The organism is Bradyrhizobium sp. WYCCWR 13022 (assembly GCF_030435535.1).
Classification (GTDB): domain Bacteria; phylum Pseudomonadota; class Alphaproteobacteria; order Rhizobiales; family Xanthobacteraceae; genus Bradyrhizobium.
In genome coordinates this window covers 52,387-72,968 of the sequence record NZ_JAUIZJ010000029.1, presented here as the reverse complement: position 1 = coordinate 72,968, position 20,582 = coordinate 52,387, and the positions used below count along the sequence as shown (strand labels likewise).

20 protein-coding genes are annotated in these 20,582 nt (G+C 65.7%); 10 read left to right on the top strand and 10 right to left on the bottom strand.

Going from position 1 to position 20,582, the window contains the following annotated elements; translation table 11 throughout:
- Positions 1 to 391 (bottom strand): hypothetical protein (locus QY049_RS33095; protein ID WP_301270404.1); only part of this gene is annotated, 391 nt, incomplete at its 3' end.
- Positions 392 to 454: 63 nt separating this feature from the next.
- On the opposite strand from QY049_RS33095, the gene QY049_RS33090 reads away from it, so the two are divergent.
- Positions 455 to 2,791, top strand: a complete 2,337-nt coding sequence (locus QY049_RS33090; RefSeq protein ID WP_258765320.1) for a Tex family protein — start codon at positions 455 to 457, stop codon at positions 2,789 to 2,791.
- Between the two features lie 147 nt (positions 2,792 to 2,938).
- Here the strand turns inward: QY049_RS33090 and QY049_RS33085 are convergent, their stop codons facing one another.
- Positions 2,939 to 3,310 carry a response regulator transcription factor gene (locus tag QY049_RS33085; RefSeq protein WP_194477670.1) on the bottom strand — a complete coding sequence of 124 codons (372 nt, stop codon included), beginning with the start codon at positions 3,308 to 3,310 and terminating at the stop codon, positions 2,939 to 2,941.
- The gene (locus QY049_RS33080) at positions 3,307 to 4,173 is read right to left on the bottom strand and encodes a S1C family serine protease (protein ID WP_258765321.1); all 867 of its coding nucleotides are present in this window, start codon (positions 4,171 to 4,173) and stop codon (positions 3,307 to 3,309) included. Before QY049_RS33080 ends, QY049_RS33085 begins: the two co-directional genes overlap by 4 nt.
- A 177-nt stretch (positions 4,174 to 4,350) precedes the next feature.
- Here QY049_RS33080 and QY049_RS33075 point away from each other — a divergent pair, with 177 nt between their 5' ends.
- The 3 genes from QY049_RS33075 (at position 4,351) to QY049_RS33065 (ending at position 8,731) form a co-directional block, all read left to right on the top strand.
- Entirely contained in the window at positions 4,351 to 5,316 is a 966-nt protein-coding gene (locus tag QY049_RS33075; RefSeq protein ID WP_258765322.1) for a VOC family protein, read from the top strand.
- Between the two features lie 103 nt (positions 5,317 to 5,419).
- Positions 5,420 to 6,295 carry a dihydrodipicolinate synthase family protein gene (locus QY049_RS33070; protein WP_194477667.1) on the top strand — a complete coding sequence of 292 codons (876 nt, stop codon included), beginning with the start codon at positions 5,420 to 5,422 and terminating at the stop codon, positions 6,293 to 6,295.
- 111 nt (positions 6,296 to 6,406) lie between these two features.
- The gene (locus QY049_RS33065; protein ID WP_258765323.1) at positions 6,407 to 8,731 is read left to right on the top strand and encodes a xanthine dehydrogenase family protein molybdopterin-binding subunit; all 2,325 of its coding nucleotides are present in this window, start codon (positions 6,407 to 6,409) and stop codon (positions 8,729 to 8,731) included.
- A gap of 45 nt (positions 8,732 to 8,776) precedes the next feature.
- On the opposite strand, the gene QY049_RS33060 is transcribed toward QY049_RS33065, so the two are convergent.
- From QY049_RS33060 to QY049_RS33050, 3 genes are read right to left on the bottom strand one after another with little or no spacing between them, the layout of a single operon-like run.
- Positions 8,777 to 9,973: an acyl-CoA dehydrogenase family protein gene (locus tag QY049_RS33060; RefSeq protein ID WP_194477665.1), complete on the bottom strand. Its 1,197-nt coding sequence runs from the start codon at positions 9,971 to 9,973 to the stop codon at positions 8,777 to 8,779.
- A gap of 15 nt (positions 9,974 to 9,988) precedes the next feature.
- Positions 9,989 to 11,137: an acyl-CoA dehydrogenase family protein gene (locus tag QY049_RS33055; protein WP_258765324.1), complete on the bottom strand. Its 1,149-nt coding sequence runs from the start codon at positions 11,135 to 11,137 to the stop codon at positions 9,989 to 9,991.
- Positions 11,138 to 11,142: 5 nt separating this feature from the next.
- Entirely contained in the window at positions 11,143 to 11,994 is an 852-nt protein-coding gene (locus QY049_RS33050) for an enoyl-CoA hydratase (RefSeq protein WP_194477663.1), read from the bottom strand.
- 172 nt (positions 11,995 to 12,166) lie between these two features.
- Here QY049_RS33050 and QY049_RS33045 point away from each other — a divergent pair, with 172 nt between their 5' ends.
- The 3 genes from QY049_RS33045 (at position 12,167) to QY049_RS33035 (ending at position 14,296) form a co-directional block, all read left to right on the top strand.
- Positions 12,167 to 12,775 carry a LemA family protein gene (locus tag QY049_RS33045; protein ID WP_194477662.1) on the top strand — a complete coding sequence of 203 codons (609 nt, stop codon included), beginning with the start codon at positions 12,167 to 12,169 and terminating at the stop codon, positions 12,773 to 12,775.
- Between the two features lie 136 nt (positions 12,776 to 12,911).
- Positions 12,912 to 13,796 carry a YgcG family protein gene (locus QY049_RS33040; protein ID WP_258765325.1) on the top strand — a complete coding sequence of 295 codons (885 nt, stop codon included), beginning with the start codon at positions 12,912 to 12,914 and terminating at the stop codon, positions 13,794 to 13,796.
- Between the two features lie 2 nt (positions 13,797 to 13,798).
- A complete protein-coding gene (locus QY049_RS33035; protein ID WP_258765326.1) occupies positions 13,799 to 14,296 on the top strand; it encodes a TPM domain-containing protein in 498 nt (165 codons plus the stop codon).
- Positions 14,297 to 14,335: 39 nt separating this feature from the next.
- On the opposite strand, the gene QY049_RS33030 is transcribed toward QY049_RS33035, so the two are convergent.
- Entirely contained in the window at positions 14,336 to 15,148 is an 813-nt protein-coding gene (locus tag QY049_RS33030; protein WP_258765327.1) for an MBL fold metallo-hydrolase, read from the bottom strand.
- Positions 15,145 to 15,516: a Crp/Fnr family transcriptional regulator gene (locus QY049_RS33025; RefSeq protein ID WP_194477658.1), complete on the bottom strand. Its 372-nt coding sequence runs from the start codon at positions 15,514 to 15,516 to the stop codon at positions 15,145 to 15,147. Before QY049_RS33025 ends, QY049_RS33030 begins: the two co-directional genes overlap by 4 nt.
- A gap of 293 nt (positions 15,517 to 15,809) precedes the next feature.
- On the opposite strand from QY049_RS33025, the gene QY049_RS33020 reads away from it, so the two are divergent.
- From QY049_RS33020 to QY049_RS33010, 3 genes are all read left to right on the top strand, one after another.
- Entirely contained in the window at positions 15,810 to 16,799 is a 990-nt protein-coding gene (locus tag QY049_RS33020; RefSeq protein WP_258766887.1) for a hypothetical protein, read from the top strand.
- Between the two features lie 93 nt (positions 16,800 to 16,892).
- Positions 16,893 to 18,419, top strand: coding sequence for a hypothetical protein (locus QY049_RS33015; RefSeq protein ID WP_301270403.1), 1,527 nt, complete (start codon positions 16,893 to 16,895; stop codon positions 18,417 to 18,419).
- A 28-nt stretch (positions 18,420 to 18,447) separates the two neighbouring features.
- A complete protein-coding gene (locus tag QY049_RS33010) occupies positions 18,448 to 18,612 on the top strand; it encodes a hypothetical protein (protein WP_194477656.1) in 165 nt (54 codons plus the stop codon).
- A 3-nt stretch (positions 18,613 to 18,615) separates the two neighbouring features.
- Here QY049_RS33010 and QY049_RS33005 read toward each other — a convergent pair whose 3' ends face one another.
- Together QY049_RS33005 and QY049_RS33000 are read right to left on the bottom strand one after the other, a co-directional pair.
- Complete coding sequence (locus QY049_RS33005) at positions 18,616 to 19,263, bottom strand: glutathione S-transferase family protein (RefSeq protein WP_258765329.1); 648 nt, start codon at positions 19,261 to 19,263, stop codon at positions 18,616 to 18,618.
- Between the two features lie 76 nt (positions 19,264 to 19,339).
- A complete protein-coding gene (locus QY049_RS33000) occupies positions 19,340 to 20,545 on the bottom strand; it encodes a CaiB/BaiF CoA-transferase family protein (protein ID WP_258765330.1) in 1,206 nt (401 codons plus the stop codon).
- Positions 20,546 to 20,582 lie beyond the last annotated feature (37 nt).

Below are 20,582 nucleotides of genomic sequence, written 5' to 3'. Positions count from 1 at the left end.
CGTGGGTGCCGGCCGGCACCCGGCCTTCCCTGCGCCCTTTGTTTTGAGGGCGTGACGCGAACAGCAAAACTCGGGCGGATTGCGCCGCGAGGAGGCGAAGCTGTGTCTGCTGAACGAAGTTGCGGAGATGAATAATCCAAGGGTGCCTCGTGCCGTGGACGCTGCGCAGCACAAAGCAATGCGCTGCTGTGCCGGGGCCCATCTCGCCGCATGCCGTGCCACTTTCTGGGGCCTGGCTCTGCGCCGCAACGCTTGCGCGTCGCAGCGCGTCCGGGACACGAGCCCCCGCGACATCCCCACGATTGTGGCGAGATCGCATCGGCTCGACAAAAAAAATCCTCTGTCGACGGTTGTGCGCCGCATCTTGATGAATCAACCTCGGTTGGTTCATAAGCGGCGTCCCGCGGCCGGATTTCGGTTTGCGTCGCGTGCTTGGATATAGAGGAAATCTCGCGTGGCAAATATCAACCAGAAAATTGCGCAGGAGCTTGGGGTACGGGCGGAGCAGGTCGAGGCCGCGGTGACGCTGCTCGACGGCGGCGCCACGGTTCCCTTCATCGCCCGCTACCGCAAGGAAGCGACCGGTGCGCTCGACGACGCGCAATTGCGCACCCTGGAGGAGCGCCTGGTGTACCTGCGCGAGCTCGAAGACCGCCGCAAGGCGATCCTCGAATCAGTCCGCGAACAGGGCAAGCTCGATGCCGCGCTGGAGGCCTCAATTCTCGCCGCCGACAGCAAGGCACGCCTCGAAGACATCTATCTGCCGTTCAAGCCGAAGCGACGCACCAAGGCGGAGATTGCCAAGGAAGCCGGCCTCGAGCCGCTCGCCAATCAGCTCATGGCAGAGCCCGGCAACGATCCCAAGGTCGTTGCCGAAGGTTTCATCAATGCCGAGAAGGGCGTCGCGGATGCCGCGGCCGCGCTCGACGGCGCCCGCGCCATTCTGGTCGAGCGCTTCGACGAAGACGCCGACCTGATCGGCGCGCTCCGCGAGGACATGTGGACCAATGCGCGCATGGCCTCCAAGGTGCGCGACGGCAAGAAGACCGAGGGCGAGAAGTTCGCCGACTATTTCGACTTCTCCGAGCCGCTGACCAAGCTGCCGTCGCATAGAATTTTGGCGATGTTCCGCGGCGAAAAGGAAGAGATCCTCGATCTGCAGATTCAGGCCGAGGAGGCGCCGCCCGCCGGCGTACCCGGCGCCTATGAACTCAAGATCATGAAGCGGTTCGGCATTGCCGACCTCAAGCGCGCCGGCGATCGCTGGCTGATCGACACCGTGCGCTGGGCCTGGCGCACCAAGATCCAGGTGCATCTCAACATCGACCTGCGCATGCGGCTGTGGAACGCGGCCGAGACCGAGGCCGTGCGCGTGTTCGCCTCGAACCTGCGCGACCTGCTGCTGGCCGCGCCCGCCGGCACCCGCGCCACCATGGGTCTCGATCCCGGCTACCGCACCGGCGTCAAGGTCGCCGTCACCGATGCAACCGGCAAGGTGGTCGATACCGCCGTGATCTATCCGCACGAGCCGCAGCGGCAGTGGAACGAGGCGCTCGCCATCCTCGGCAAGCTCGCGATCAAGCATCGCGTCGAGCTGATCGCGATCGGCAACGGCACCGCCTCGCGCGAGACCGACAAGCTCGCGGGCGATCTCGTCAAGGGCCTCGCCGAGCTGAAGATGTCCAAGATCGTGGTGTCGGAAGCCGGCGCGTCGGTCTATTCGGCCTCGGCCTTCGCCTCGGAGGAACTGCCCGGTCTCGACGTCACCCTGCGCGGCGCGGTCTCGATCGCGCGGCGCCTGCAGGATCCGCTCGCCGAGCTCGTCAAGATCGAGCCCAAGGCGATCGGCGTCGGCCAGTATCAGCACGACCTCGGCCAGGCCAAGCTCGCCAAATCGCTCGATGCCGTGGTCGAAGATTGCGTGAACGCCGTCGGCGTCGACGTCAACACCGCCTCCGCGCCGTTGCTGGCGCGCGTGTCGGGCGTCGGCTCGGGCCTCGCCCAGAGCATCGTCGCGCATCGCGACGCCAACGGCCCGTTCAAGTCGCGCAAGGCGCTGAAGGACGTGCCGCGCCTGGGTCCGAAGGCGTTCGAGCAATGCGCCGGCTTCCTGCGCATCCTCGGCGGCGAAGACCCGCTCGATGCCTCCGGCGTGCATCCGGAAGCCTATCCGGTGGTGCGCCGGATTCTCGAAGCGACCAAGAGCGACATCAAGGCGCTGATCGGCAGCAGCGAGCTCGTGCGCACGCTCAAGCCGAAGGACTTCGTCGACGAGACCTTTGGTCTGCCCACCGTCACCGACATTTTGAAGGAATTGGAAAAGCCCGGCCGCGACCCGCGTCCGGCGTTCAAGGCCGCGGTGTTCAAGGAGGGCGTCGAGGAGATCAAGCATCTCCAGAAGGGCATGATCCTCGAGGGCACCGTGACCAACGTCGCCGCCTTCGGTGCCTTCGTCGACATCGGCGTGCACCAGGACGGCCTCGTGCACATCTCGGCGATGTCGAAGAACTTCATCAAGGATCCACGCGAGGTCGTGAAGCCCGGCGACATCGTCAAGGTCAAGGTGCTGGACTTCGAGGTCGCCCGCAAGCGCATCTCGCTGACGCTCCGCCTCGACGACGAGGTCGGCGCCAAGAAGGACGCCCCCGGCATGCAGCGCGACAACAGCGCACGCAGTCCGGCCCGCATGACCTCCTCGGCCCCGCGCAAGCAGGAGCCATCCGGCGGTGGCGGCGCGCTGGCCGAAGCGATGCGCCGGGCTGCGGAGAAGAACAACGGGAAACGGGCGTAACAAGCCGAGTAGCGCATAGAGGGCGAGCTCCATCCGCCCGTCATTGCGAGCGTAGCGAAGCAATCCAGGCTGCCACCGCGGAAAGACTCTGGGTTGCTTCCCCGCGAGAGCTCTCCGCAGTGAAGGGGAGAGATCGTCGCTCCCCGCTCAGAGCTCGATCACGCCGCGGCGCGCCGCATGCGCGACCGCATCGGTGCGGCCGGTCGCATCCAGCTTGTCGAGCAGCGAGCCGACGTGGAATTTCACGGTGTGCACGGAGATGTTGAGCTGGCGCGCGATCATCTTGTTGGAGGCGCCTTCCGCCATCAGCGCCAGCACGTCGAGCTCGCGCTGCGTCAGCGCGATGTCATCGGGCATGACGCGGGGGTCGCGCGCGACGATGGTCGCATTCGCGCGCTCGCCGGGCGAGGCAAGGCGAAGCCCCGCGACGCTGCCGAGCAGGGTCGCAAGGCGGTCGGCCAGCGCGGGATCGTCGATCTCCAGCGACAGCACGATCTCGGGCGCGGTGTCCGCGCTCACGTCTCGGGCCTCTCGCCGATCGTGACCCTGAAGCGCGCTGGTTCACCGCCACGGCGGACCGCGACGTCGATTACCCGGCCGACGCTGGCAGGTCCCAGGGTGCGCAACAGTGCGCGCACGCCGGACAGCTTCTGGTCGTTGACTGCCACGATCACATCGCCCTGGCGGATGCCGGCCGCGGCAGCGGGGCCTGCCTTGTCGACATTCATCACCATCGCGCCGACGCCGTCGTCGAGCCGCAGCGGCTGGAGGCCGAGCCCGAGATAGCCGCGGGCGATGCGGCCCCGCGTTTCGAGTTGTGCCGCGACGCGCTCGATCGTTGCGGTTGGGATCACCAGAACGCGGCGCGGCCCGAGCACCGCCATGCCGAAAGCCTCGCCTGAAGCATCGACGGCGAGGCCGCCCTCCTGGTTCGGACGCAGGCGAACATCGAGTTCGATCCGTGCGTCGATCTCGCCGCCGCGCAAGGAGCGCCAGCCAGTGCCGGAGACCGAGACCATCCCGAGCGCCGCACTCGGCGTGTCTCTGTTGGTGGCGACCACGACAGAGAGCGCGCCGAGGGCGGGGACTGTCGTGGCCAGCTTGACCGGGGTGATGCTGGTGTCGGCGCGCAGCAGCGCGATATCGGTGGTGTGGTCGCGGCCGACGATCGCGGCGGTGGCCGTGCTGCCGTCGGCAAGGACGATTCCGACCTCGCCTTCGTCGGCCAGCGCCTCGTCGGCGGTGACGATCAGGCCGGGCTTCCAGACGAAGCCGGTCGAGCGGGAGCGATGCGAATGCACTGACACGACGGATGGCGCGATGCGCGCGACGACGTCTGCGAGCGCTGACGACAGCGAGGCGAGAGGGGTGAGGTCAGTCATGGAAGGCTCCTGTAAGCTGCCTCCAATCTGGGATGTCACGGCGGTCAGCGAAACTGGCCGGGTGGCCAGTCGTCCCCAAAGCCGCGGCCGACGAACATGTGATTGGAGCCGCTCACGGGAACGTGTAGCAATCCCCACATCCGACGGCCTCAAACGATTTGCAGCGAGCCCCGACCGATGACCATCGACCTCACCCGCCGCACCCTGCTTCAACTCGCCGGGGCCAGCTCGCTCGCGATGGCCGCGGCGGCTGCCGCGCGCGCCGAGGGCGTTCCGCAAGGCGGCGGGCCGACCTATGCCAGCCGCACGCCGATGCGGGTCGGCATGGTGACGCTGCGAGTGAGGAATCTCGGCAAGGTCGCCGACTATTACCGCGACGTGATCGGCCTCACCGTGATGGCGCGTTCGGCGAGCGCCGCGAAACTCGGCACGGCAGGTATCACGCTGCTGGCGCTGGAGGCCCGTCCCGACGCTGAGATCGAGCCGCGCAACGCCGCCGGCCTCTATCACACCGCGTTCCTGATGCCGACGCGCAAGGACCTCGCGCGCTGGCTGGTCCACGCCGCCTCGCACCGCGTGCCGCTGTCGGGCTTTGCCGATCATCTCGTCAGCGAGTCCGTCTATCTCGACGACCCCGAAGGCAACGGCATCGAAGTCTATGCCGACCGCGATCCCTCGCAATGGCAGTGGAGCGAGGGCAGCGTGAAGATGGCGACCGACGAGCTCGACATCCCAGACTTGCTGTCGCTGACCAACACGCGCGTCAGCGACTATGCCAGGGCGCCGGACGGACTACGCGTCGGCCACATGCATTTGCGTGTCGGCGATCTCGCGCAGGCGCAGAATTTTTACCACGGCGCTGTCGGCCTCGACCCGACCCGCAGCCGCAACGGCGCCGCCTTCCTGTCGTCGGGGCGCTATCATCACCATCTCGGCATGAACGTCTGGCAGAGCCAGGGCGCCGGCCAGCGCGACGATGCCGCGACAGGGCTCGCCTGGTTCTCGCTGGTGACTGAGAAGCGGGACATCCTCGCCGCGCAGGAGGAGCGCCTGCGCGAGGGCGGCGCGCAGATGGCGCAGCTGCCTGACGGCGTCGAGGCGGTCGATCCCTGGGGCACGCGGGTGCGGCTGCTCAAGGTGTAAGCGGCCCGCGCGTTCGCTTGCTGGCAATAGGAGCCCATGGTAGCACGCCATGGATCGCGCGCCTGCCCGACCGAACTCGGCTCCCCCGGACTTCATTCCCGACATGACAGAATTTCGCGGCGTCTTTCCCTATCTCGTCTCGCCCGTCGATGCTGACGGCACCGTGCGTACCAACGTGCTTGCAGCGCTCTGCGACGATCTGATCGGCGCCGGCGTGCACGGGCTGACGCCGCTCGGTTCGACCGGCGAGTTCGCCTATCTCAATGCCGCCCAGCGCCTGGCCGTGGTGCGGACCACGATCGAGGCTGCGAAGGGGCGGGTACCCGTGGTGGCGGGCGTTGCGTCGACCTCGACGGCGGACGCGGTGGCGCAGGCGCAGGCCTGCCAGAAGCTCGGTGCCGACGGCATTCTGGCGATCCTGGAGGCCTACTTCCCGCTCAATGATGCCCAGATCGAATCCTATTTCCGCAGCATCGCGGATGCCGTGGACATTCCCGTCGTCCTCTACACCAATCCGCAATTCCAGCGCTCGGATCTGACTCTCGACGTCATCGCGCGCCTCGCCGAGCATCCGCGCATCGGCTACATCAAGGACGCCTCGACCAACACCGGGCGGCTGCTTTCGATCATGAATCGCTGCGGCGATTCCTTGCGCGTGTTCTCGGCCTCCGCCCATATCCCGGCCGCGGTGATGCTGATCGGCGGCCTTGGCTGGATGGCGGGACCGGCCTGCATCATCCCGCGCCAGAGCGTTAAGCTCTACGATCTCTGCCAGGCCGGCCGTTGGGACGAGGCCATGGCGCTCCAGCGCAAGCTGTGGCGCATCAACGAGGCCTTCGCCCGCTTCAACCTCGCGGCCTGCATCAAGGCCGGCCTCGCGATCCAGGGCTATGACGTCGGCGATCCCGTTCCGCCGCAGGCCGCGTTGACGGCCGATGCGCGCAAGGTGGTGGAAGCTGCGCTCAAAGAGCTCGGCTAAGCGCTCTCGTTATGCCGAAAGCGCGGCATTTCCGCCCAAAACCGCGGCTGGTCTCGCCTGTCTCGATCCGCTAAAAGGCGCCCGCACTTTGAGGCTTAGAGGACCTAAGGAATGAACATTCTTCCCGGCAATTTGCGTTTCGGAGCGGGTCGGCCCGTCAAGCGTTTGGAAGACCAGCGGCTGCTCACCGGGAAGGGGCAATTCATCGACGACAAGCCGGAGGATGGCGCGCTGTGGTTGCACGTGCTGCGCTCGCCGCATGCGCACGCGAAGATCGTCTCGATCGACACCGGCGCAGCGGCATCGATGCCCGGCGTCACCGCGATCTATACTGGAGCCGACCTGATCAAGGACGACGTCGGCAGCATCCCGACGCTGAGCATCTTCAAGCGCCCCGACGGCAAGCCGATGACGGTGCCGCCGCGCCGGCTGCTCGCTCATGAGGTCGTGCGTTACACCGGCGAAGCGGTGGCTGCGGTGGTGGCTTCGTCGCGCGCAGAGGCCCAGAGCGCGGCCGAAGTGATCGTGGTCGAGTACGACGTGCAGCCCGCGGTGGTCGATCCGGTCGAGGCCGTGAAGCCCGGTGCGCCGGTGGTATGGCCGGAGGCGCCCGACAACATCGTCGGCGCGATGAGCTACGGCGATGCCGCCAAGGTGGACGAGGCCTTCGCCAAGGCCGCGCACACGGTCGAGCTCGATCTCGTCAGCCAGCGTCTTGTGCCCTCGGCCATGGAGCCGCGCTCGACCATCGCCGAGATCGACAAGAAGACCGGCCGGCTCCTCCTGCATGTGCAGTCGCAGACCCCGGCCTCGACCCGCGATGTGCTGGCGGAAGCCATATTGAAGCGCCCCAAGGACAGCGTGCGCGTGCTGGTCGGCGACATCGGCGGCGGCTTTGGGCAGAAGACCAATCTCTATCCGGAAGACGGCATCGTCGCCTATGTCGCGACCAAGCTGAACAAGAAGATCCGCTGGCGCGGCGATCGCACCGACGAGTTCGTCGGCGGCACCCATGGCCGCGATCTCACCTCGACAGCATCGTTTGCTCTGGACGAGAAAGGCAAGGTGCTGGCCTATCGCGTCACCTCGATCGGCTGCACCGGCGCGTACTCCTCGGGCGCGGCCAACATCATTCCGCTGGTGCTCGGGCCGTTCGTGCAGACCGGCGTCTATGATTTGCCGCTGGTGCATTTCGAGATCAAGTCGGTGATGACCCACACCGCGCCGGTCGGAGCCTACCGCGGCGCGGGCCGCCCCGAGGCGGTCTTCATCGTCGAGCGTCTGTTCGACGCCGCTGCACGCAAGATCGGCATGGATCCGCGCGCGATCCGCAAGGCGAACTACATCAAGCCGGCGCAGCTGCCCTACACGAATGCCGCGGGGCAGGTGTACGATTCCGGCGCCTTCGCACACATGCTCGACCGTGCGGTGAAGCTCGCCGACTGGGACGGTTTTGCCGCGCGCAAGAAAGCCGCTAAGAAGAAGGGCCTGCTCTACGGCCGCGGCCTCACCTCTTACATCGAATGGACCGGCGGTCGCGCCCACACCGAGAAGGTCAGCCTGCACGCTACCTCGCAGGGCCGCGTCATCTTGCATTCCGGCACCATGGCGATGGGGCAGGGGCTGCAGACCACCTACACCCAGATGATCTCCGACACGCTCGGCATCCCCATGGACAAGATCGACGTCGTCCAAGGTGACACCGATCTCGCCATGGGTTTCGGCAGCGTCGGTTCGCGCTCGTTGTTCGTCGGCGGTACCGCGGTCGCGGTCTCCTCGAACGATCTGATCCAGAAGGCGCGCGAGAAGGCGGCGAATGTGCTGGAGACCTCGGTCGAGGACATCGAATATCAGGGCGGCATGCTCACCGTGGTCGGCACCGATCGCCGCATTAGCCTGTTCGACATCGCCGAGAAGGAGGCTGGCGCCAAGCTCAGCGTCGATTCCGAGGGCGAGGTTGATGGTCCCAGTTGGCCGAACGGCACGCATATCTGCGAGGTCGAGATCGATCCGGAGACTGGCGTATCAAAGGTCGTGCGCTACACCACCGTCGACGACGTCGGCGTCGCCGTGAACCCGATGCTGGTGACGGGGCAGATCCATGGCGGCGTCGCGCAGGGCATCGGCCAGGCGCTGTACGAGGGCGTGTCCTACGATGCCGACGGTCAGCTTCTGACGGCAAGCTACCAGGACTACTGCATCCCGCGCGCCGACGATGTGCCGCCCATTGTCGTGACGCTGGACGATTCCGCGCCTTGCCGCACCAATCCGTTGGGTGCCAAGGGCTGCGGTGAATCCGGTGCCATCGGTGGGCCGCCCTGCGTCACCAACGGCGTGATGGATGCGCTCGCCGAGCTCGGTATCAGCCAGCTGAATACGCCGCTGACGCCGCAGAAGATCTGGAAGGCGATCAGGGACGCGAAGGTGGCGGGCTAAGCGCGCTTGTCCGGGACGACGGCGGAACGTGTGGCGCCGTCCCCCTCAGATCCCCAGCATCATCTTCGCAATGATATCGCGCTGGATCTCCGACGTGCCGCCGAAGATCGTGTAGGCGCGGCCGTTGAGATATTCCGGCACGACCGTCAGCATGTCCTCAGGCAGCGCCGGCTCGTGGTTGAGCTTGTAGAGCGGGCGCATCGGCTCGACCGCGAGTGCGTCGTGGCCGATGACGTCGACCCCTAACCGCGTCACGGCCTGCCGGATCTCGCTGTTGCGCAGCTTCAGGATCGACGACACCGCGCCGGGATTTTGCCCTGTCTGCAGCGCCGAGAGCACGCGCAGCTCGGTCATTTCAAGCGCGTCGATGTCGACCTCGACCTCGGAGATGCGCGCGGCGATATCGGGGCTGTCGATGGCGCGTCCCGTCAGATCGGACTCCGCGAGTTCGGTGATCGCTCGGAGTCCCTCGCGCAGCTTGGCTGACGCGATGCCGGAGCCACGTTCGAACTCGAGCAGATATTTGCCGTAGGTCCAGCCCTTGCCTTCGTCGCCGACGCGGTTGGCCACGGGCACGCGCACGTCGTCGAAGAAGACCTGGTTGACCTCGTGGTCGCCGCCGATGGTGAGGATCGGGCGCGTGGTGATGCCCGGCGTCGCCATGTCGATCAGGATGAAGCTGATGCCGTCCTGCTGCCGCGGTCCGTCGCTGGTGCGCACAAGCGCGAACATGCGGTTGGCGTGATGGGCGTGCGTGGTCCAGATCTTGGTGCCGTTGATGATGTAGTCGTCGCCGTCGCGCACCGCGCGGGTCTTCAGCGAGGAGAGGTCGGAGCCGGACCCCGGCTCGGAATAGCCCTGGCACCAATAATCCTCGCCAGAGAGAATCCGCGGCAGATAGAAATTCTTCTGCTCCGGCGAGCCGAATCCGATGATGACGGGGCCGACCATCTTCACGCCCATCACGTTCACATTCGGTACGCCGGCCCGCGCGCATTCGCTCTCGAAGATCCAGCGCTGCGCCGGCGTCCAGTCGGGGCCGCCATGATCGACCGGCCAGCCCGGAGCGCCCCAGCCGCGGCCGTGCAAGGCGCGCTGCCAAGCCATGCCGATGTCGGGATCGGAGAACACCGACGGCGTCAGCGCAGTGGCGCGCTTCATATCCTCGGTGAGATTCTTGGCGATGAAGCTCCGCACCTCGCTCTGGAAGGCGCGCTCCTCGGCATTGAACGACAGGTCCATGATGCGCTCCTTGTGTCAGGCAGCTTTGATGGTGCGGCCGAGCTGGGCGTGGCGGGCATAATGGTGCGCGGTGCCGCCGAACAGTGTCTCGAAGGCGACCAGCCGCTTGAAATAGGCGCCGACCTCGAGCTCCTCGGTAACGCCCATGCCGCCGTGAAGCTGGATCGACTGCTCGCCGACGAAGCGGGCGCATTTGCCGATCTTCGCCTTCGCAGCCGAAGCTGTGCGAGCACGTTCCATCGGCGCGCTGTCGGCCTTCAGCGCGGCACGCAGCGCCATCGAACGGGCTTCGTCGACCTGGATCGCCATGTCGGCGAGGCGGTGGCGGATCACCTGGTTGGCGGAGAGCGGCCGGCCGAATTGCTTTCGGATCCCGGTGTACTCGAGCGTGGTATCGAGCAGCGTCTGCATGATGCCGACGGCTTCCGCCCCGAGCGCAGCCATGGCGCGATCGACCGCCCATTCGATTGCCGGTAGCGCGTCCTTTCCGTCACCGAGCAGGGCATCTGCCGGCAGCTGCACGTCGGCGAGTTCGATGTTGCAAGCCCGCCCGCCGCCGAGGCGCGGATAATCCGAGATCGACAGCCCTTGGGCCGTTGCCGACACCAGAAACAGGCCGATCCGCCCCGACGGTCCCTGATGGTCGTGCAGATGCGCGGAGACGATGATCTCGTCGGCGGCATGGCCATCGAGCACGGCGACCTTGCTGCCGGAAAGACGCCAGCCTTGCGCCGTCTTGGTCGCTGACGTCGCGACCTTGGCGAGATCGAACCGCGCTGCACGCTCGGAATGCGCGAACGCAACCTTCAATGATCCGTGAGCAATCTCGGGCAGGCTCGCCTGCTTCTGCGCCGTGCTGCCGCATCGCTCGATCAGCGCTGCGCCCAGCACGACCGTCGCGACATACGGCTCGGACACCAACCCGCGCCCAAACGCTTCCATCAGGATGCCGATCTCAACCGGCCCGCCGCCGAGGCCGTCGTACTCCTCCGGGATCGGCAGCGCCAGCCAGCCGAGATCCGCAAACTGCTTCCACACGTCAGGGCTGAAGCCGAGTGGATCATTGGCGGTCTTGCGGCGGTGGTCGGCATCGTAGCTCTCGGCCACGAAGCGCTCCGCGCTTTCGCGCAGCAGCCGTTGCTCGTCGGTGAGATTGAGATCCATGGCGTTTACTCCGCGGCCGCCGGCTTGCGCACGGAGGGATGCAGTCCGGATGGATCGACCACCATGCCGAACTCCTGAAGATTGTGGGCGTGACAGAGCTGATGCAGGGCAAAGGCCTGGTCGATCGCTGCGGGCTGGCCCATCACGTCGACGGAGCGGTTCACGGCTTCCTTGGTCAGCTTCAGCGCGAAGGACGGCTTTGCTGCGATCCGGCGTGCCAGCTCCAGCACGCGCGATGACAGCTCCGCACGCGGTACGACCCTGTTGACCATGCCGAGCTGATGCGCCTCCTGCGCGCTCCAGCTGTCGGCAGTGAACAGGAATTCCTTGGCCTTGCGGGGGCCGAGCTCCCAGGGATGCACGAACCATTCGACGCCGCAGACGCCCATCGTCACAACCGGGTCACAGAACTGCGCATCGTCGCTGGCGACGATGAGGTCGCAGGCCCAGGCCAGCATCAAGCCGCCGGCGATGCACTTGCCGTGCACTTCCGCAATCATGGGCTTGGCGAGGTTGCGCCAGCGCCGCGTGATCTGGAGATATATTTCCTGCTCACGCGCGAAGCGGCCGTGGGCGTTCGCCTCGGCAAAGCCGCCCCAATTTCCTACCGGCGGAAAATCTGTGCCTGCGGCGTTCTTGCCGCCAGGGCGCAAATCGTGGCCGGACGAGAAATGCGGCCCGTTGCCGGCGAGGATGATGACCTTGACCGCGTCGTCCTGCACCGCCGCGTCGAAGGCGGCGTTGAGGTCGTAGGTCATTTGCAGGTTTTGCGCGTTGCGCGCGTCGGGCCGGTTCATGACTATTCTGGCAATCGCCGGCTCCGGCCGCTCCACGAGGATGGTCTCGAACGAGGACATGGCGCGTTCCCCTGCTGCTTTTCGTCTTGTTTGCTTCGAGTTGACTATGTCGCGTGGTGCTAGGCAAGGGGCTTGCGTCAGCCGGCTGCTTTTCGCGCCGTCCGGTCGGGATATCTGGCGCCGTGTGCGCGCAATCTGGTAGCTTGCCCCCGATTCCACCGGGAGAAATTTGATGCGCAAGATCCTGACCGTGCTGGCGGCGCTGGCCTCGCTCAGCCTCACCAATTGCGGCTACAACGCGATCCAGAGCCAGGACGAGCAGATCAAGGCCAACTGGTCCGAGGTGGTGAACCAGTATCAACGCCGCGCCGATCTCGTGCCCAACCTCGTCAACTCGGTGAAGGGCTTTGCGCAGCAGGAAAAGGACGTATTGCTCGGCGTCACCAATGCCCGCGCCAAGGTCGGCAGCATCCAGGCGACGCCCGAGGTGCTCAACGATCCCGCCGCCTTCCAGAAATTCCAGGCCGCCCAGGGCGAGCTCTCCAGCGCGCTGTCGCGGCTCCTTGTCGTTACCGAAAATTATCCGCAGCTCAAGTCTGACGCGCTGTTCAAGGATCTGATGTCGCAGCTGGAGGGGACCGAGAACCGCATCACGGTCGCGCGCAACCGCTACATCAAGTCGGTGCAGGAGTACAACGTCACCATCCGCTCGTTCCCGAGCAACCTCACCGCGATGATGTTCGGCTACAAGGCGAAGGCGAACTTCACGGTCGAGAACGAGAAGGAGATCTCGACCGCGCCGAAGGTCGATTTCAACGCCGCGCCCGCGCCGTCAAAGTAATCGCGCCGTTTTACGCATGGGCTTCACCGCACCCACCGCTGTCATCCCCCGCGAAAGCGGGGGATCCAGAACGCCGAGGCCTTTCGGTGTTCCGCTGGCGCCTCTGGAATACCGGATAGCCCGGTCGAGGCGGGCGATGACAGCGAATATGTGGTGGCGTGCTGCCCTCATTGTTGCGCTTGTATTCACGTTCGTCGTCCCCGCCTTGGCCGACGTCGCGGTGCCGCAGCTCACCGGCCGCGTGGTCGACCGGACCGGCACGCTGTCGAGCAGCGACATCGCTGCGCTGTCGCAGAAGCTCGGCGATTTCGAGACGCGCAAGGGCAGCCAGATCGCGGTGCTGATCGTGCCGACGACGGACCCGGAAACGATCGAGCAGTTCTCGATCCGTGTGGCTGAAGCCTGGAAGATCGGCCGCAAGAAGGTCGACGACGGCGCGATCCTGGTCGTTGCCAAGAACGACCGGCACTTGCGCATCGAGGTCGGCTACGGCCTCGAAGGCGCACTCACCGACGTCACCTCGCGGAGGATCATCGACGAGGTCATCACGCCGAAATTCAGAGAGGGTGATTTCGCCGGCGGCATCTCGGCCGGCGCCGAGCGGATGATGCGCGTCATCGACGGCGAGCCGCTGCCGGCTCCCTCACGCACCGTGAATTTTGCCAATCTGGACGACATCGGGCCGCTCGCCCCGGTCGTCCTGTTCGCCTCCTTCGTGGTCGGAGGATTCTTGCGTGCGTTGCTGGGGCGGCTGCTCGGCTCGGTCGCAACCGGTAGCGTGATTGGCTTCGTCGCATTGCTCATCCTCGGATCCGGCGCGTTGGCATTGCTCGCCGGGATCATCGGCTTCGTGCTGTCCTTCATCGCCGATCTGTTTCCGGCATCGACGGGGTCGTCGCGCGGCGGGTCATGGTCGAGCGGCTCCTCGTCTGGCGGCTGGAGCAGCGGATCGTCATCCAGCGGCGGCTTCAGCGGGGGCGGCGGCAGCTTTGGCGGCGGCGGCGCCTCGGGGAGCTGGTAATCATGGGCATCAGGCGTATCACCAGGCATCTCCTCCAGCACCATTGGCGCGCGAAGCAGGCGTTTCCTCAGGAGGTGCTCGATCGCATCGAGCAGGCGATCAAGCAAAGCGAAGCCACGCATTCCGGCCAGGTCCGCTTCGTCGTGGAAGGCGCGCTCGACGGCCGTCCGCTGTTCCGCAATCAGCACGCTCGCGCGCGCGCGCTCGACGTGTTCTCGCATTTGCGGATCTGGGATACCGCGCACAACAACGGCGTGCTGATCTACCTGCTGCTCGCAGATCGCGACGTCGAGATCGTCGCCGACCGCGGCATCGATGCGAAGGTCGGTGCTGCCGGCTGGGAGGCGATCTGCCGCGCGATGGAGGTCGAATTCAGCGCCGGCCGGTTCGAGCGTGGTGTCATCGACGGCATCGCGGCTGTGTCGCGCGAGCTGGCAAAACATTTCCCGCCGGGCCGCGGGCATCCGAACGAGCTGCCGGACAAGCCGGTGGTGATATGAGCCCCCGCGCCGGGCCGACGCCGTGGGGGCACTGCGCCTCTAGTCATCCAGCTTGTTCAAATCCCGCACCGACTGCATGATCGGCTCGAAGTTCGAGCGTGCGTCCAGCGCGTCGAACAATTGCGCGGTGTCTTCCAGCAGGCCGTGCGACCGCGCAATCGCTGTGCGTACGTCCTCCTGCGGCGTGTCGGACAGCCTTCCATGCCCCGACAGCAGGATCTTCGCGTTCAGTCCCTTGATGCGTTCCAGTGACTGGATGTAGTCGGCGATGCTGCCGGAGCCGAACACGCCGCCCATGACGCCGCCCGGCATCAAGGTGTCGGCCGCGAACAGCAGGCCCTTGTCCTGGTCGAACAGCGTGATGCAAGCCGAGGTGTGGCCCGGCGTGTACATCACGTTGAGGCGGAAATTGCCGAGGTCGATCAGATTGCCTTCCTCGAGCCAGATGTCGATGTTGATCGGCACGTTCGGCTCGTTGAACATTTTTCGCAGCATCGAGAAATCGTCGCGCAGCATGATCTTGTTGGCGGCGAGCCGATGGGCGGCCACATAGGTGCGGCGCTCGTTGAAGTGCCAAGCCGCGCCGATGTGGTCGAGATGCTCGTGGCTCAGCACCACCATGTCGATCTTCTCGGGCGGGCATCCGGCGAAGTTCAGGCACTCCACCATCGCCGGATAGTTCGAGGACAAGCCGACATCGATCAGGATGGTGCGCGCCGAGCCGCGCACCAGATAAGCGTTGGCGGCGCGGTTGGAGAAGCGGATCTGATAGACGTCATCGGCGGCCTGGATCAGCGAGCAGGTGTCGTTCTTCATCAGGATCGGGAAAGCCGTCGGCTTGCGCTCGCTCATGATTGCGCTGCCCGGTAGGTGACGGCGTTGGACGCGCGCAGGCGCTTCGACAGCGCGTCCATCACCATCAGCGCAAACGCCGGCTGCTGGCTGACGAGATAGACGAAGCGCGCGTGGTTGATCCGCATCACGCGCGTGTCTGGGGCCGAGGCGATCGCGGTCGCCGAACGGGCCGAGCCGTCGATCACGGCCATCTCGCCGAAGAACTCGCCTCTGCCGAGCTTGATGATGCTGATCTTGCGCCCGCCGTCGATCTTGGCGATCTCGACCTCGCCGTCGAGCACGACGAACAGCTCGCGGCCGGTCGAGCCCTCCTCGAAGATGACGTCATCGACACCAAACGCGTTGATGCATTTCTCGATCGCCATGGTACCCCCTAAGGGCCTCCCGGAGCCCTTCTGGCTGACGGGACGGCCCATGTTAACCGGGGAACAATGGCGGGCAAACAAACCCTTCGGCTAAGACGCGTGGTCTACCGCAGGGCAGCATCGGCTGACAATTTGTTGCACGCCGCCATGCCGGTTCCACTTTCCCGACCCAATTCGGCCTCGGACGAGTTCCTAAAATTTCGGTAAGCGGGTCCCGAGGTAAGGAATTCGCAAGCAATGAAAGTTACCAAAAGGTCAACCTAGACTGGAGTATTTGAGCCGTGAGCGAATCCATGCCCGAACTGGCCGGCCAAGACACTGCCGCCGACGCAGTCGCAGCAACCGCGCCGCAGGCCGTCGAGGCTGCTGCCGGCATCGAGGCCCCTTCGATTGCTCCCGACCATGAGGCGCCACCGAAAGCAGACGCTCCGAAGGTCGAACCGCCAAAGATCGAGGCTTCAAGGATCGAGGTGCCCAGGATCAGCGCCGCACCGTTGGCCGAAACCAAGCCCGAACCGAAGCCCGGCAAGCTCATCGTGATGGCGCCCTCGGAGCGGTCCTGGGACCGCGAAGAGTTTGCCCCGCATGTGAAGGCCGACGAAGTGCGGGACACCGGGAGCAAGCGCCGCATGTCGGCGATGGCCGCGGTGGTGGCAATCGCGGCCTGCGTCGGCGCCATCAGCGGCGCGCTCGCGACCGCCGGCATGATGCACTTCGCCAGCCCGGCGCCCGCGCAGGTCGCCGATACCAGCGCGCTGGACTCGTCCGTTGCCCGGATCGATTCCGACATCGTCGCGCTCAAGGCCAATGTCGAGCACACGTCGAAGAACGGCCTCAGCCAGATCAACCGGACCAACGACCGTCTCGAGAAACTCGAGAAGGCGCAGGCCGAACCGATGGCCAAGATCGCAAAGCTGTCCGAGGCTGTTGAGAAGCTCCGCGCCACGCCGCCCGCAACTCCCGCTCAAGCGGCAGCCGCCATGTCCGCGAAGGAAACCACCGGCACGATCGCAGCACCGGCCCCGACCCAGGTCGCGACGGCCGCTGCCGCGCCGGCACCTGCGCCCGCCGCCCCCAAGACCGAAGTCGGCCGCCTGCCGACGATCGACGGCTGGAGGCTGCGCGACGTCGCCAATGGCGGCGCGCTGATCGAGGGCCGGGGCGGCCTTTACGAAGTCTATGCGGGCGATCCCATCCCCGGCGTCGGCCGTGTCGATGCGATCCGCCGTCAGGACGGCCGCTGGGTCGTCGTCACTCCAAGGGGCCTGATCGTCGCGCGCTAGGCGGTCGATATCCGACTTTCGAAAGGGCGCTTCACCACCGCGTGAAGCGCCTTTTGACTTGAATAGGCCGTCGTCAGCGGTGTTAGTGGAGGCATGAGCCGCGCACTGCGAATTCTCCTGACTGCCATTCCATTGTTGGGCGGCGTCATGTCGCTCTCGGCAGCAGAGAACGCGCCGCTCGTGCGCGGCACCGCGATCACCGATCCCGATCTGCTGCGCAAGCTCGACCGGAGCGATGCTCTTTCGATCTCGCGGCTGCTGCAGCCGGAGCGCAACGCGAATGCCCCCCTGACGAATGATGTGCTGTTCGCGTCGCTGCCGCAACTCGAGGACATCCTGCCGGCGATCGATGCGGAGTTCGATCGCTACGTCGCGCGGCACAAACGGGCTTGGCCCAGCGAGACCATCGGCGTCGGCGAGGGTTTCGACGTCCAGCTGTTCGATAGGGCCGGTCTTAATTCTGCCAACACGCGTTTCGTGCTGGCAGGCATCGTCAACCGCATGGATCGCGCCTACGTGTCGGAAGAGTCCTGCGGCGAGATCCGGCTGATCTATCGTCTCGCGCGGTTCGACACCGGCAACACTGCGACGCGCCTGCCGATGACGTTCAACCTGGTGATGAAGGCGCGCGATGCGCGCCAGACCGACGCGAGCGGTAAGCCCGTCACCTGCGCCGAGGTCGCGCGGCGCTGGCTCGATAATGGCGACTGGCAGGCTCTGATCGGTAGCCGCTCCGCGCCTTATGACGCAATGATCGACCGCATCGAAACCAACATCCAGATCTCGATCGCGCCGAAGTCGGCGCTGCACGATTTCCGCTCCGACTATCTCCTCAAGGTGTTCAAATACGACGCCGCCACGAAAACGTTCGTGGAATCGACGCTGGAGAACCAGATCGACCGCGACCGCATCCTTGCCGATGAAGCGCTCAGGCGCGACTTCAAGGCCTGGCTGCTGACGCCCGCGAATTTTCGCGCGTTCGATCGTGGCACGGTGTTGATCCCGGAGAAGTATCTCGCCAAGGCTGCGGTGGCGCCGACACCTGCAGGCCTGGACGCCTCGACGTTGCAGCCGGAGTTCGGGATGATGCAAGGGGAGGGCAAAGGCGAACCCGTCTTTACCGACGAGGATGTCGTCGGCGCGCTGAACCATGCGGCGGCGCGCGGCATCACCATGGAGAACATTCGCTCGGTCGCGGGCTTCCAACGTCGCCTCAACGACGTCACCTGCGCCGGCTGCCACCAGACCCGCGGCATCGGCGGCTTTCATTTCCCGGGCGTGGACTGGCTGACGGAGAACGCGTCGAATTCCACCATCGTGCCGGCCTCGCCGCACTTCTTTGGCGACCAGCCCCGCCGTCGTGACATCCTGACCGCCTTTGCCGCCGGCAAACGCCCTGATTTCTCACGTGGATTCGCCAGCCGGCCGCAAACCCGCGGCAGCCGTGAACTCGCCGGCACCGAGTATCAGGACGGCTGGGGCGCCCATTGTTCCCTGCAAAACGCGGGATCGGGAACGGCCGATAAGAGTTTTACGTCATGGACCTGTGCCAAGGGTCTCACCTGTCAGGCTGCGGCGGCTTCGAGCCGCATTGGCATGTGCTTCATCAAGACGCGGTAGGCCCGCTCCAACCGATTTTGGATGATCCATGACGGACACCAGCGACGCCAACAAGGAGCGCAATCGCGAGATCGCGCAGAATGAGGAAGCCAGGCAAGTGGCCGGCAGCATCCGCGTCAGCACCTCCGCTATCGCGGTCGTCGTCCTTGTCGGCGGCATCCTGTTCACGCTCGGCTGGCTGGCGCTGAGGTAGCCCTCACTTCGCGTAGTTCGTCATCCGCTTGCCGGGCAGCAACTCGTAGGCCGGCTTCCAGCCGGGTAGCGCCGCCATGCGGCCGAGCCAGGCGTGGATGGCGGGATGGCTCGCCGCGAAATCGAAGCCGTGCTCGTCATCAGGATAGTGCAGATAGGCCATCATCGAGATATCGGCGACGGTCGGCTTGGCTCCGATCGCGAAGGCGCTGTGCTGGAGGTGTCCGTCGAGAATACCGAGGAAGTCGTCGAGCCGCCGGCGGAAGTGCTTCAGCACCTGCGGATCGTTCCTCTCGGTGAAGGCCCGCATGAAGCGATAGGTCGCCATGTAGCCGGTGAGCTTGTGGTTGTCCCAGAACAGCCAGCGCAGCAGCTCGAATTTTTCGTCTTCCGTTGCGGCGCCGAAGCGGCCGTACTGTTCGGCAAGCTTGAGCAGAAGAGGGGCCGTCTGCGTCATCTTCACGCCGTCGACCTCGAGGACAGGTATCTCGCCCATCTCGTTCACGGCTTTGCGCCATTCCGCCGTGCGCGTGACGCCGCCGCCGAAATCGGTCCACACCGGCTCGAACGTCTCGCCGCACAGCGTCAGCATCAGCGCCAGCTTGTAGCTGTTGCCGGATTCCGGGAAGTAGTGCAGGCGATAGAGGGGCATGGGACCTCACGAGACGATCATGGCCGTGAGACGATACCGCGATGGTGCGGCATCGTCATTGCTGTGCGAGCGCCCCTTACCCCACAGCGCCCTTTGCCCGCAGCTGCTTGATCGCGGCCTCGTCGTATCCCGCGCCACGCAAAATCTCGTCACTGTGCTCGCCGACGCCGGGCGGCTTGCGCGGCCGCACCTTCTTGGTGCCGTCGATCCAGATCGGCGAGTTGATGGTGAGCATGGTGTCGTTCTCGAACGGCACCAGCACCTCGTTGTCGAGCATCTGCTTGTCGTTCGGGATGTCGTCCAGAATGCCGACGATGCCGAACACCAGGCCGTTGCCGTCGAGGATCTTGCGCCATTCGGCGAGGTCCCTGGTGGCGAAGGTCTCGTCAAAGATCTTGATCAGCTCGATCGAGCGGGCGTGGCGGTCGGGCTTGGTGGCGAAACGCGGATCGTTGATCAGGTCCTCGCGCCCGAGGCATTTGGCCAGCGTCGGCCACTGCTTCTCCTCGCTGAGCAGCGACAGGATCAGCCAGCGGCCGTCCTTGCACTGGTAGTGGTTGGCGACCGCATTGAGCGCGCGCTCGCGCGGACGCCGCTCGCCGAACTTGGCGCCGCAGAGTTTTGCCTGCGCCAGCACGCTCGCCGCCCAGACGCCGTTGGCCATCAGGTTGGAGGCGACATGCGAGCCCTTGCCGGTCTTCTCGCGCTGATACAGCGCCGTGACGATCGCGCTGTACAGCGCCATGGCGCAAGGATGGTCGCCCATGCCGGCGACCGAGCGGGCCGGCGTCGTATCGGTGTCGGCGCGGACGAGGTCCATCAGGCCGGAGCGCGCCCAATAGGCGTTGCTGTCGAAGCCGGGCTTGTTGGCTTCCTCGCCCTTCTCGCCGTAGCCGGTGAAGGAGGCGTAGATCAGCCGGTCGTTGAGGTGGGCGAGATGGTCATAGCTGATGCCGAGCCGGCCGCGCACCGGCGGCGGCATGTTGGTGATGAAGACGTCGGCCTCCTCGACCAGCTTGTAGAGCACGGCCTGCGCCTCCGGCTTGGAGAGGTCGAGCGCGAGGCTCTTCTTGTTGCGGGCCTCGAGCAGCCAGGCGAAATTGTGCTCGCCAGTGGGATAGCCGGGCAGGTTCGGCAGGTTGCGATAGGGATCGCCGGCGCCGGGCGGCTCGATCTTGATGACGTCGGCGCCGAAATCGGACAGCACGGTCGCGGCCGCGGGCGCCGCGATGAAGCTCGCGCAGTCCAGAACCTTGAGCCCTGCAAAAATGCCTTTTTCCATCGCGGCGTTGCTCCCTCGCTCTTGTTGTTTCCCGCTT